We start from the raw sequence: 12551 nt of genomic DNA, 5'->3' as shown, positions 1-12551 counted from the left end.
GAGCGACCGGGGCGGCGATCCGCATTGTTCGCGAAGACGGTGTTTCAGAAGATGCATTTTCGGCGATCATACCGGCCCTTTCGCGAACAAGCGAAGCCTCGCCCGGCTCGCTCCGACGGCCTGCGGCCAGAATCAAAATCGGCTTGTGTATAACGATGAGCGCTCCGCGTCACCTGCCTGCATCTGATCCGCGGTTCTATAGGCAAAAGTGCCCCTCCACGGCCTCGGAAAAGTGCGTGCAGTTGATCCGTGCAAAACGCTGGTAATCGCGTGACACCGAGAAGGCCGAACCCGGCATCAGCAGAATCTTGTGCTGCTCAAGTTTCTTCATGAAGGGCTGTAAATCCGGAATATCCGGATGATAGGCCCAAATGAACATGCCGCCCTGCGGTGCTATATCGAACCTCCAGCCTCGTGCGAGTAGCGAGCGTTGTGTCTGGACCTGTTGGCTGATCAGCCTTTGCTGCACATCTTGCATGTGCCGAGTGTAAGTACCGTCTGCGAGGATGGTATTCACGAAGCGCTCGCAAAACGCAGGAACGGCAACGCAGGTCAATAGCTTCAAGCGTGTCAGTGGCTCGATGAGCTCTTGCGAGCAGGCGATAAAGCCCACGCGCAGTGACGCCGAAAGGCATTTGGAAAAGCTGCCGATGTAGATAACCCGATCCAGATTATCCAGCTCGGCAAACGTCTGGCGGACGGTTGGGCTGAAGTCGCCGTAGACGTCATCTTCGACCACAAAAAACTCGTGCTCGACGGCCAGACGCAGGACCTTGAAGGCGTTGTGCGGGCTAATGTTGCTGCCGGTCGGGTTGTGAAAGGTGCTATTGCAGAAGAAGGCTTTGACCGTGTGCTTCGCCAGGTAACTTTCCATCTCCGCAATGTCGGGTCCATCCTGAGTTCGCCGCACGCCGACCACATGCCCCCCCGCCAACTGGATCAATCTGATCAGGTTGCCATTGCCCGGCTCGTCCACGAATACATGGTCGCCCGGCTTGATCAGTAGCCTTGCCACCAGATCCAGGCCCTGCGTCGCGCCTAGCGTAGTAAGCACCTGAATCGGCCTGATATCGATGCGGCTCAGGCGCTTGATATGCACGCACAGCTGTTTACGCATCGGGAGATAACCGGAAATGTCGCCGTATTCGGCCAACGAACTTTGCTCCAGCCGCGCCGTGCGTCGAATGGCCTTGGCCAGCAATTCGGTATCGCGCCATGCCGGTGGCAGCCAGCCACACCCCAGTTTGGTGTACTGCGGTCCACCCTGTAGAAGCCTGAACAGAGGATCAGCGCTCATGCACTCTGGCTCGCGAGGGTTAACCGCTTGCGAGGCACCGCTGGTTACAAAATAGCCACGCCCGGGGGCGGCGGATAGCACGCCTTCACTCACCAGACGCGCATACGCCGACACTGCATCGTGGTAGCTGGCGTCAGCAGTCGAGGCCAGTTTCCTGATCGAGGGCATGCGTTGGCCCGCCAGCCACTCGCCTGATTCAAGGCGCTGCTTCAGCGAGTCATAAAGGGCATTGGGGGTCATGGCAGCTTCGTCAAACTGATAGAAAAAATACCCTAACAGTTAATCGAAAAGCTTGTCGACTGTGTGCCCGCAGACGCCGGACAGATGCGAGCATGCATTTGCTGCCGGGGCTGAGACAAGGCGCCGCATCCATTGATGTCTGAGCTTTTTGTCAAAAGGACGGCAGCTCCTTCCCTACCATGAGCACTGTCCATGACGAACACGCTGCCCCGACGCACCTACCTGTATTTCACTGCGCAATCCATCAACCTGACCACAGCTGTGATGTCGGTAACCATGGCAGCCATTGTCGGCTCGGCACTCGCACCCGATACAAGATTCTCAACCGTACCCTATGGCTTTCAGTTCTTATTGCTGATGCTGGCGACATACCCCGTCTCCAGATTGATGAGTCGCATCGGCCGAAAAAAAGCCTTCATGCTGGGCGCTATCCCGCTGGTGATATCCGGCATGAGTGGCTTTTGGGCAGTTGAGCATCAGCATTTCCCTGCGCTGGTTTTCAGCCATGCTGCACTCGGGGTGTATATCGCGTTTGCCAACTTCAACCGTTTCGCGGCGACCGACAATCTGCATCAAACGTTAAAACCCAAGGCTATCTCGCTGGTTGTGGCCGGCGGCGTCATCGCCGCCATCGTTGGGCCCACACTTACCGAACTGCTCAGAGACTTGGGCGGCTATCCGCTGTTTTCGTTGTGCTATGCGTCGTTCATTGGTCTGGCAGCGTTATCGTTGTTGATAGCTGTTTGTCTGCCTGATGATCCAGTGATGCCTTCAGCTATCAGTGGGAACGAAAAGCTCGAAACAGAGCGCCAGACCTTGTTTACACCGACGATCGTGATTGCCATGACGGTCGCAGCCGTAGGTTACGGCGTCATGAACTTGCTGATGATTCAGGCTTCGATGCACATGAAGCATATGCATCAGGACTTCTCGGATGTTCGCCTTGCGATTCAGTGGCATGTGATAGCCATGTTTGCGCCTTCTTTTTTCACCGGGGTGATCATCCAGAAAATCGGGATCAAAACCACCATCTGTACAGGCTTGATCCTGTTGATTGGTTGCGCTGCCATAAACATGGGATCGAGCAGTCATAAGGTCGTGGTTTTTTCGCTGATCATTCTAGGGCTGGGCTGGAACCTGACCTATGTCGGGGGCGGAGCACTGTTGGCACGCGCCCAGCAGAGCAATTCCGGAGCCATGCTGATGCAAGGCAAAAACGATCTGGCTATCGCAATCCTTGCAACGATTGGCGCGTTCACTCCCTCGCTCTTGTTCAGCACGGTGGGTTGGGCAGACACCAACGCTATTTGCATGGTGCTGTGCATCGTGCTGTTGGTAGCGACTGCCATCCAGCTAAAACACGCCGCCTGATTCCCCAACCCCACCCCGGTATACTCCCCGCATCTCTCCGGGAGCCCCCATGATTTCGTTACCCATCGATGCCGTCCTGCCAGCCCTGCGCCAGGCCCTGTCCACACGCCATGAAGCCGTGCTCGAAGCCCCTCCCGGTGCGGGCAAGACCACGCGCGTGCCGCTCGCGCTGCTTGAGGAAACCTGGCTGGCCGGGCAGACCATTCTGATGCTGGAGCCGCGTCGGCTTGCCGCGCGGGCGGCGGCGGAGCGGTTGGCCAGTGAGTTGGGTGAGAAGGTTGGCGAGACCGTGGGTTATCGGATTCGTCTGGAAAGTCGAGTCGGCCCGAAGACGCGTATTGAAGTGGTCACCGAGGGGATTCTTACGCGTCGCTTGCAGGACGACCCGGCTTTGGAAGGCGTGGGGCTGCTGATTTTCGACGAATTTCACGAGCGTAGCCTTGATGCTGATCTGGCGCTGGCTCTGAGCCTCAATGGCCGGGAGCTGTTTCGTGATGACCAACCGCTGAAGATTCTGCTGATGTCGGCAACCCTGGAAGGCGAGCGGCTGGCAGCGTTGCTGGACGATGCGCCGGTCGTGCGCAGCGACGGGCGGATGTTTCCCGTGACGATGCAGTGGGGGCGTCCTTTTCAGCCCGGTGAGTTTGTCGAGCCGCGTGTCGTGCAGACGGTGCTGGATGCGCTGGGAAGCGAGTCCGGCAGCCTGCTGGTGTTTCTGCCGGGGCAGGCCGAGATTCGTCGGGTCAACCAGCAACTGGCGGAAGCGCTCGGTGAGCGCGCCGATATTCTGCTCTGCCCTTTGCATGGCGAGCTGGACCTCAATGCGCAGCGTGCCGCCATAGAGCCCGCCCCCAAGGGCACGCGTAAAGTGGTGTTGGCGACCAACATCGCGGAAACCAGCCTGACCATCGACGGCGTGCGTGTAGTGATTGATGCCGGGTTGGCGCGGGTGCCGCGTTTCGATCCGGGCAGCGGCATGACGCGCCTCGACACTCAGCGCATCTCCCGCGCCAGCGCCACTCAGCGGGCCGGACGGGCAGGGCGGCTGGAACCGGGCGTGTGTTATCGGCTGTGGTCCGAGGCGCAGCACGATCAACTGGCCGCCTACGGCGCGGCAGAAATTCTGCAGGCGGATCTGGCCGGGCTCGCGTTGCAGCTGGCGCGTTGGGGCGTAACGCCTGCGCAACTGGTCTGGCTTGATGTGCCGCCAGCGGCGGCGTATGCACAAGCGCAGGACCTGCTGGTGCGGCTTGAAGCGCTGAGCAATCAGCCGGGTCAGCCGCCAGCCCTGACGCCACACGGCCAGGCGATGGCCGAGGTGCCTGCTCATCCGCGTATCGCCCATCTACTGCTGCGAGGCCATGCGTTGGGGCTGGGCGACCTAGCGTGTGACGTGGCGGCTTTATTGGGTGAGCGCGATATTCTGCGCGGCGGCGGTGCAGATCTGCACAGTCGCCTGACCCTGCTGGCAGGCACCGAGCGCGCGGCGCGTGGCGCACAAGGCGGCGTGCAGCGTGCCAGGCAACTGGCGCGGCAATATCGCGGATACCTGCGTGGCGCAGCGAGCAGCCCGGTCAGCGATCCCGATCACTCCCGCTGGCTGGGCGCCTTGCTCGCGCTGGCCTACCCGGATCGCGTGGCACAACAACGTCGAGCGGGCGGCGCGGAATACAGGCTGGCCAACGGTCGCGCAGCACTGTTCGCCGAGGCCGACGCTCTGATGAAACAGCCGTGGCTGGTGATCGCCGACCTAGGCAGCCGTCAGGGCCAGCGCGAAGAACGCATCTACCTCGCTGCCGAGTTCGATCCGGCGCTGTTCGACTCAGTACTGTCAGAGCAGGTTATCGCCATTGACCAGATCGACTGGGACGAACGCGAAGGCGTGTTCCGTGCCGAGCGACAGCGCAAAGTCGGCGAACTGATCCTCAGCCGCGAACCGCTCACCGGCCTCGACGACGCAGCCCGCAGCCACGCGTTGCTGGCGCTGGTGCGTCGCAAAGGCCTGGAAATGCTGCCATGGACCCCGGAACTGCGTCAGTGGCAAGCGCGTGTCGCACTGTTGCGCAACCTCGATATCGACAAAAACGCGACCAGCGAATGGCCCGACCTGAGCGACCCGCAACTGATGGCGACACTCGAACACTGGCTGATGCCCTACCTCGGCAAAGTCACCCGACTCAGCCATTTCAGCCAGCTCGACCTGTCCTCGATCCTGCGCAACCTCCTGCCATGGCCCATGCCGCAACAACTGGAAGCACAGGCCCCGCAGACCTTACAGGTGCCGTCTGGCTCAAACATTCGCATCGACTACAGCGAACACCCGCCGATCCTATCGGTGAGGCTGCAAGAGCTGTTTGGACTATCCGATACCCCGCGCATTGCCAATGGGCGACAGGTTTTGAAACTGCACTTATTGTCCCCGGCGCGCCGTCCGGTGCAGGTGACGCAGGATCTGGCCAACTTCTGGCGGTCGACCTACATTGAGGTAAAGAAGGATTTGAAAGGGCGGTATCCGAAGCATTACTGGCCGGATGATCCGTTGGTGGCGGAGGCGACGGCTAGGGTGAAGCCGAGGGGGACGTAGCTAATTTGCCGTGTGGTGTAGGCGGTGATCAATGGAGTAAAGAGCGGTTGCACGGCTTAAATTGTGACTCGTACAGGCAGTGGGTATAGTGATGGACCATTTGGAATGACAGAAGACGAGAAGAAGCTGGTTCAAGAAAGGCCTAAGTATTCTTTGGCGATATGGGCTGAGCAGAACAAACTTTCTCCTGAGAAAATTGAGGAGAAAATAGGCATTGCTCTGCGCTTGGCAATTGAGGGGATAAATGATGGATCAATTGATTCGCTGGATGGTATAGGATCGCCGCTGTCGAGTAAAATTCAGGCGCATCATGGCGTTAGTCTATTCGAGATGAATAGAAATTGGGTTGAAACAGCGCAGTATTGGAGGTGCCCTTGTTGTGCGCGAGGAAAGTTTGAAATATCCAGAGTGGGTGGCAAGAGGCAGATTCTTGCAAAGTTGGTTGAGCATCACGATCATATGGCCGATGCATTAAAGGCTGCCTTCAATAAAGCTTTCGTTGTGAGCGGTACGGACCAGCCGACGCACACTGGTCTGGCTCTTATTGAACGAATGGCTCCGGCGTTTTCAGCCTATCCTTCAGTACTGGTCTGCGAGGATTGTAATAACGCTGACGCTGCTGCAAAAAAAATTATTTCAAACACGGGCCGCAAGGTGGACTGGCATTCCTTTTCTATAGGTCAAATTTGTCAATTTATTACAGTCCATAAACACGCTCCGCATGATGTAGATGAATTTAAGGTTCTAGCGCTCTGGGATCTCGTAAGGCCTGCCTACGTTGCTCGAATGAATTTGGTATATGAAGTGGCAAAGGCTGGGGTGTTACAAGACTATTGGTATGAGAGGTACAAAGGAGAAACGATGCCCGTACCTACCTTATCCAATGGATTCAAGCGATACAATGGGCTTGAGTTAGTAAGCGGTGACGCGTTGATTCGAGAAATGGAGAGAGGTATTGTCAAACATGCCTCAAACTATAGTAGATGGCGTACCGAGATGCAGCCTATAGGCGAAAGCCCGCCTCCAAACTTCTTAGCAATGATAAAGTCGCTGCCTGGATGTGCTCTGATGTGGGAGGAGTTGTCGGATGGTTGGGAATGCCCCATCTGTAGTCGGTCAAAGTATGAATCTGTCAGTTTTGGGAAGAATAAAATAAGCTTTCACACGCATTCGCCAACCAAGCTTAGTTCGGCATGGACAAGGATAAATAAGATTTGCTCGGGCTGTTTTAATGTGGTGACAGCCATGAAGCGGGAGCTGGAGAAAGGTTGCGGTGTAAAAATAGGCTCTACGTTTGACTGCGTTACGCCTGACGAACTGCGTGCTCTTCTCCGCGCGAGGTCTCACTCCCCGCCACTGGTGGACCAAAAGATGGCAAAAGCGCTGATGTACAAGTGGGTATCGCGCCCGGTAAAGTCTGAGACAGGCAGCAATTTTTGAGCCTTATTGGTTTGGCTTTCAAAAGTTTTTGCTCGTTCAAATAATCAGACCTTTCCTGCTTTTATTCACTGATTTGTCGCGACCAACAGGTCGAGCATCGTAATAAAAAGTCGATTGCCAAGCGAATCCCAGCGACGATGATCTCGGATTTTCAACAAGATGTTCGGCAAGATCTTCTCTATGAAACCATGCTGCTTGAGCGATTTTCGATTCTGCTCCCAGCGCGGTCGCTACATTTGCGTTGCTCGCATGCGTACAGTAAACCGATGGCAGCTTTAAGTACGTAGCTGCGGGAATCTGTTCTCAGTGCAAGAGTTGCTTGCAAAAAACGAGCGAGTGGTCGACGAGATAGGTTGTTGGGTTGGGTGGCTCCATACCCCTGAAACGAAAACCCCGGCTCGAGGCCGGGGTGGGTGTTTCGTGGTCTTTGCAATGAGTCTTAGGCTTGCGCCCATTGGAGCTCATTGCCAACCTGTGAAGCGATGCTACGAGTGGTTGACACCCATGTCAACCGCCATTTATACAAGCCCCTCGCTGAAAGGAAGCCGAGCATGCCACGCACAGTCCAGTACAGACCTGTCCTGATCGAACAGATGATCAGCCCCCACAGAATCGCCAGCTACAGTAAGGTTTTTTCCACCACCAACGACATGGAACTGGTCGGTGCGTACCTGTGGAATTCTCACGTCTGTGCGGCTCTCTATCCATTGCTTGGTGCAGCTGAAGTCACGCTTAGAAACGCGATAGACGCAGCTCTGACGGCTGACCTGGGTAAATTCTGGTGGAAGAAAGGAACGCTGCAGTACAAAAGCTTCACCTCTGGAGCTACCAGGCTTCCATATCCTCTTGAACACCTCACTAACAATTTTCAGTCGGCGTACCGGATCGCGAAAAGGGAGAAAGCAAGACGCACGGGCGGCAGTGGGGCTCCCGATCACCAAGAGATTATTTCGCAGACCGAGTTTTCTACATGGGAATTTATTCTTGAGAACGAGTTCATGGGGAACAACCTGATCTGGCCCAAGAACTTGGGACGGGTGTTCAGGGGAGCATGGCCTACGAGTGCGAACATGCTTTTGTACTGCAAGGACCGTGTCGCGCTTGTCCGGAACTTCCGCAATCGGGTCTTCCACCACGAGCCAGCCTGGAAGCGTTACAACGTCTCTAATGAGCAGCAGGCGGTCACCCATCTGCATGAGAAGATCAGTAAAATCATCGAGCTGATCTCATGGATTTCGCCGGAGAAAATCGACCTGCTCGAAAAAAGTGGCGTGATCAGAACGGCCTACCGGGCTTGCTCGGTAGCAGAAATTGAGCGTTTCAAGTATCGGTCCAAAACGAGCACGGTCAATAGTATGGCTAAGCTCGTCAAGGTGGCTGAGGCCGCCAGTGCTGGCAACGAGGTGCTCAGAATAATGGTCTATGGCAAGCGCAAAGCGATTTACACCCTTCAGCCAGCGTGACAACGATGGCGTACAGAAGGCATGTGCGCGGCTCGCTGTTCAATGTCCTCGGCCTGGAACACCTGAGCGAATCTTGGATATCCGGCGTGATAGCACCACAGGACACCAGGGCGCAACGCCCTGGCAGGCAGAACACATCACTTTTTCTTTTTAGCCGGCTTTTCAGCCTTCTCTGATTTCTTGGCCTTTTCGGGCTTGGTATCAGCTTTTTTGGCCGCTTTCTTTGGCTCGGCGTCTTTTTTCTTGTCTTTCTTTTCCGAAGACTTGGAAAGCGTCGAGGCCGCTTCAGATTTCTTGGCCGGGGATGCCTTCTTGTCTTTCAGGTCCTTGCTGGCTTTCGAGGCTTCGCCTTTGCTTTTCTTGTCGTCTTTAGCCACGTTGTTCACCCTTTGGTATATGCCGGTATTGGCACGTTGCCTATGGGAATATCCACAGGCTAATCATTAGGCGAGCGCGTCCAGAAACGGTTCCAACTGTTTTGAACACATTGGTCGCCGAAGGACGACATTCAGATGCTCGGCAGCCCGAGTATTGAAACCTGAATACCGCTTTGCCCCTTCAAGGCACCATCGGCAACAAAAAACGCCCTATCACTGGTAAGTGATCAGAGATCAACAACGTGTCATCCCGGCGCACTCTGGCACTGACTCGTTTCAAACTCGGGCTGTAGAACAAGTAATCCACTGTCCGGTCCGGCCCGTTGATGCGGCTGTCATTCGGGAAGTGGGTCAGCCATTTGCTGCGGTCGATGCCGCTGGATTCGGCATTGGTGGGGATCATCGGGTACTTTTCCCACAGCTCGTGCAGTTCGCTGTCTGCTGCATAGCCAAGGCGCTGCTGTTCGGGGAGGCGTTGGTATTGGCCCAGCGGCAGCAGGTTGAAGTCGCCGCCGATCAGCCAGGGCGTGCCGCCGCCTTCCAGTTTGTCCAGCAGCGTTTCAGTGGCCGCGATTTGTTTCTGAGCTGTACCGCTTTGTTTGGCGGTGCTGAGGCTGGTGTTGATAACCGCCACTTTGCCGCCGTCGCGCAGGGGCAGGTAGCTGACCAGCAGTGCATCCCTGGGCTGGAACTGGCGGCTGATGAGGTTGGCGTCGGGCACCGGCAATTGCAGGCGTTCGGCGCTGTCGATGTGGAAGCGGCTGAGGGTGGCGAGTTTCCTGCCGACGCTGCCCCAGATATGCGGGTTGGGCACGAATTCGGCTTTCCAGTAGAACGCCTGGGTGCTGCATGGGTACAGGTCGATCAGGCGCTCTTCCAGCAGCTTCAACTGATCCTGGTAATCGGAATTTTTGGCGCCGTCGTCCACGCCTTGAAGCAGCACGATGTCCGGCTGTTCATCGCGAATCACCCGGGCGACTTCATCCAGGTTGTAGGCAAGGTCTTCAGGCGTCGGGCGTTCGTCCGCGCCGCTGCCGTCGGCCATGTCGTACCAGAACACATAGCGTTTGCCTGCCAGATATTGAATGTTCCAGGTCATGACCTTCAGGGCCTGTCCGGGCACCAGCTTCGGCGCCTGGACGGCAGGGTTGCAACTGGCGGTGAGTTGCTCGTGGGCAGGTGGGCGCCAGGTCATTTGGTAGACCAGCACCAGCAGCACCGCGATCAGCAGCAGGCATGACAGGATCAGGCGTATCAGGACACGGGGCATCGGCTCGACTTGGAGCGCCTGGCGCTCGGTGAGGGATTCGGGGTCGAGCATACCGAATCAGCGCGTTTGACGTCAGTTCTTGTGTGCAGGCTCGCTGACCAGCATGAACAGGCGAAACATCACGATGGTGGTAAACAGTTGCAGAAAGCTGCTGAGGCTGTCGATCGCCACCGACACCGGCAGGCTCTGTGGCTCGGGAAAGAGGTAAAGGCTGGCGCCTTCAAGCAGCCAGAGCGGAATGTAGACGCTCAGCACGCACACCAGAATGCGCGTGAAATGCCCAGTGGTCATCTGCATGCTTTCGCGCATGGCCATGAACGGTGTGAGTTTGCGCAGGACCAGCAGGTATTCGCTGAACGCCAGTTTGACCATTACCCAGATGCCGGGAACCACGAACAACGAGAGGCCGAACATGATCAGCAGGGTGCTCATCGCCGAAAGCACCGCGAAGGTGGGCCACAGGCGCAACGCCATGGCCAGCAGGTCGCGGGTTTGCGCCTCTTCGCCACGGCTGCGGGCGTCGAGAAACAGGATCAGCGCGGCGGTGTAGATCGGGTAGAAAAACAGCCCGATCACCAGTGCGTAGGCCGGTGATGACTCGGCGGACATGGCGCTGCTCAACGCTTGCTTGGCGAGGACTTCGAGGATCACCAGCGGCAGGCACAGCACCAGAATGCTGCCCAGATGGCGGCGAAAAAAGTAGAGGGAATCCTGGATGACGGTCAACGGGTTCATGTAGATAGATCACAGGCAAAAAGCAGGCCGCCACTTTAGCCCATGGCCCTTGCCGAACCAAGCACAGCGGTCGTGTGGGGCCGAGACTTGTTATCTTTTTCTTCATGTCATTGAAGCGCGTCGAGGAGGCCCCATTCTCTGATCATGGTCCTGCCATCGAGGCGGGGAAGAATTTCAGTGGCAACTCAGTGAGGTGGTCATGAACAGCGAAGAACAAACCCTGATCGATGGTCTTTTTTCGAAACTGAAAGACGCCGAAGCGGCATCAGCCCCACGCGATGCTGCGGCCGAGGCGCGTATCAAGGAGCATCTGACCCGCCAGCCCTCCGCGCCGTATTACATGACTCAAGCGATTCTGGTGCAGGAGGCGGCGGTCAATCAGTTGAATCAGCAGGTGAAACAGCGCGACGAGCAGATTCAGCAGTTGCAGGCCGAGCTTCAGCAGGCCAAGGGGCAATCCTCGTCGGCACCGGCCAGCGGCGGGTTTCTGTCGAGTATCTTCGGCAGCAGCGCACCCCGCGCGCCGCAGCCACAACCGAGTCAGGCGACCGGTGGCGGTTGGCGCGATGGCGCGGGTTTCAATCCGGCACCTGCACCGGCAGCGCCACAGGGCGGTTATGCCGCGCCTGCAGCCGGTAGTGGTTTTCTCGGTGGCGCGCTGAAGACAGCGGCGGGTGTCGCGGGCGGCGTGCTGTTGGCAGAAGGCATCAGCAGCATGTTCAGCCACCACAGCCAGCCGCAGGAGGTCGTTGAAGTCATTCATGACGCTGCGCCGGTTCAGGACACCGGTTCGGTCAATGATCAAAGCAGTTGGGGCCAGCCGGATCAGCAGTACACGGCTGATGACAGTTTTGATGATGGCGGCGACACGTTTGGGGATGATGATTCGTTTGTGTGAGGACGCGATGATCGTTCCTCACGCTCCAGCGTTGGAATGCCTTGAGTGACGCTTTGCGTGACCCATCTGCGCTGCGCCGCGTGCTCTGGATCGGACACGGAGTGACCAGAAAGGCGTTACCACGCTGGAGTGGGAACGATAATGATCGCCGAAAATGCAGTGTCTGAAACACCGTCTTCGTGAACAATGCGGATCGCTGCCCCGGTCGCTCCTACGCCCTGGGGCAGAAGCCTGAAAAGCACGTATTCCGGGCTCTCCAGGACGTGTGTATAACGATAATCTTTGTGTTGACCTCAATTCCCTCTTCAAGCTGGCATACTGGGCGCCGATTCACATTCCGGATCGCTGTAACCAGTGGGCGTTGCCCGCCATGAGGAATTGCGGTGAAGAAGATTGCGGTGTTCGCCGACGTGCAGAACCTGTATTACACCGTGCGCCAGGCGCATGGCTGTCATTTCAATTACGCTGCCCTGTGGGCGGACATCAGCAAGCGCGGCGAAATCGTCCATGCGTTTGCGTATGCGATTGATCGCGGCGACAGCAAGCAGCAGCAGTTTCAGCAGATCCTGCGCAATCTGGGCTTCACGGTCAGGCTCAAGCCGTATATCCAGCGCAGCGACGGTTCGGCCAAAGGCGACTGGGATGTCGGTATCACAATCGATATCATGGACTACGCGCCGCAAGTCGACGAAGTGGTGCTTGCGTCGGGCGATGGCGATTTCGATATGCTGCTCGAACGTGTGATCAGTAAACACGGTGTGGAAGCGGTGGCCTACGGTGTGCCGGGCCTCACTGCGAACTCGCTGATTCGTGCGGCCAGCCGGTATGTGCCGATCGAAGGCGCGTTGTTGCTGAAATGAATTTATAGGGCCAGGC

At 57.2% G+C, this 12551-nt stretch carries 10 protein-coding genes; 6 read left to right on the top strand and 4 right to left on the bottom strand.

Features of this window, described 5'->3' with window-relative positions; all coding sequences use genetic code 11:
- Positions 1-196: 196 nt before the first annotated feature.
- The gene (locus N018_RS21950) at positions 197-1537 is read right to left on the bottom strand and encodes a PLP-dependent aminotransferase family protein (RefSeq protein ID WP_025390739.1); all 1341 of its coding nucleotides are present in this window, start codon (positions 1535-1537) and stop codon (positions 197-199) included.
- Positions 1538-1729: 192 nt separating this feature from the next.
- Here N018_RS21950 and N018_RS21945 point away from each other — a divergent pair, with 192 nt between their 5' ends.
- The 4 genes from N018_RS21945 (at position 1730) to N018_RS21930 (ending at position 8395) form a co-directional block, all read left to right on the top strand.
- Complete coding sequence (locus tag N018_RS21945) at positions 1730-2908, top strand: MFS transporter (RefSeq protein WP_025390738.1); 1179 nt, start codon at positions 1730-1732, stop codon at positions 2906-2908.
- Between the two features lie 49 nt (positions 2909-2957).
- Positions 2958-5492: an ATP-dependent helicase HrpB gene (gene hrpB, locus N018_RS21940; protein WP_025390737.1), complete on the top strand. Its 2535-nt coding sequence runs from the start codon at positions 2958-2960 to the stop codon at positions 5490-5492.
- 105 nt (positions 5493-5597) lie between these two features.
- Complete coding sequence (locus N018_RS21935) at positions 5598-6932, top strand: hypothetical protein (RefSeq protein WP_025390736.1); 1335 nt, start codon at positions 5598-5600, stop codon at positions 6930-6932.
- A gap of 551 nt (positions 6933-7483) precedes the next feature.
- Positions 7484-8395 carry a CAAX amino protease gene (locus tag N018_RS21930; RefSeq protein ID WP_038401534.1) on the top strand — a complete coding sequence of 304 codons (912 nt, stop codon included), beginning with the start codon at positions 7484-7486 and terminating at the stop codon, positions 8393-8395.
- Between the two features lie 137 nt (positions 8396-8532).
- On the opposite strand, the gene N018_RS21925 is transcribed toward N018_RS21930, so the two are convergent.
- The 3 genes from N018_RS21925 to N018_RS21915 form a co-directional block, all read right to left on the bottom strand.
- Positions 8533-8781, bottom strand: a complete 249-nt coding sequence (locus N018_RS21925; protein WP_025390735.1) for a hypothetical protein — start codon at positions 8779-8781, stop codon at positions 8533-8535.
- Positions 8782-8953: 172 nt separating this feature from the next.
- Positions 8954-10093: an endonuclease/exonuclease/phosphatase family protein gene (locus tag N018_RS21920; protein WP_025390734.1), complete on the bottom strand. Its 1140-nt coding sequence runs from the start codon at positions 10091-10093 to the stop codon at positions 8954-8956.
- A gap of 21 nt (positions 10094-10114) precedes the next feature.
- Entirely contained in the window at positions 10115-10777 is a 663-nt protein-coding gene (locus N018_RS21915) for a YciC family protein (RefSeq protein ID WP_025390733.1), read from the bottom strand.
- Between the two features lie 199 nt (positions 10778-10976).
- Between N018_RS21915 and N018_RS21910 the strand changes: the two genes are divergently transcribed.
- Both N018_RS21910 and N018_RS21905 read left to right on the top strand, forming a co-directional pair.
- Positions 10977-11675, top strand: a complete 699-nt coding sequence (locus tag N018_RS21910; protein ID WP_024647187.1) for a DUF2076 domain-containing protein — start codon at positions 10977-10979, stop codon at positions 11673-11675.
- 383 nt (positions 11676-12058) lie between these two features.
- Positions 12059-12535 (top strand): NYN domain-containing protein, encoded by a 477-nt coding sequence (locus N018_RS21905; protein ID WP_024643827.1) that lies wholly within the window; start codon positions 12059-12061, stop codon positions 12533-12535.
- The last annotated feature ends 16 nt before the right edge of the window (positions 12536-12551 follow it).

The organism is Pseudomonas syringae CC1557, from assembly GCF_000452705.1.
Classification (GTDB): Bacteria; Pseudomonadota; Gammaproteobacteria; order Pseudomonadales; family Pseudomonadaceae; genus Aquipseudomonas; species Aquipseudomonas syringae_F.
This window is presented reverse-complemented; position numbering and strand designations above follow the sequence as displayed.

Excerpts from the sequence above, each read along its gene's own strand:
- N018_RS21910 (WP_024647187.1), top strand. The coding sequence starts at position 10,977 with ATGAACAGCGAAGAACAAACCCTGATCGATGGTCTTTTTTCGAAACTG.
- N018_RS21950 (WP_025390739.1), bottom strand. The coding sequence starts at position 1,537 with ATGACCCCCAATGCCCTTTATGACTCGCTGAAGCAGCGCCTTGAATCA.
- N018_RS21915 (WP_025390733.1), bottom strand. The coding sequence starts at position 10,777 with ATGAACCCGTTGACCGTCATCCAGGATTCCCTCTACTTTTTTCGCCGC.
- N018_RS21935 (WP_025390736.1), top strand. The coding sequence starts at position 5,598 with ATGACAGAAGACGAGAAGAAGCTGGTTCAAGAAAGGCCTAAGTATTCT.
- N018_RS21920 (WP_025390734.1), bottom strand. The coding sequence starts at position 10,093 with ATGCTCGACCCCGAATCCCTCACCGAGCGCCAGGCGCTCCAAGTCGAG.
- N018_RS21930 (WP_038401534.1), top strand. The coding sequence starts at position 7,484 with ATGCCACGCACAGTCCAGTACAGACCTGTCCTGATCGAACAGATGATC.
- hrpB (WP_025390737.1), top strand. The coding sequence starts at position 2,958 with ATGATTTCGTTACCCATCGATGCCGTCCTGCCAGCCCTGCGCCAGGCC.
- N018_RS21945 (WP_025390738.1), top strand. The coding sequence starts at position 1,730 with ATGACGAACACGCTGCCCCGACGCACCTACCTGTATTTCACTGCGCAA.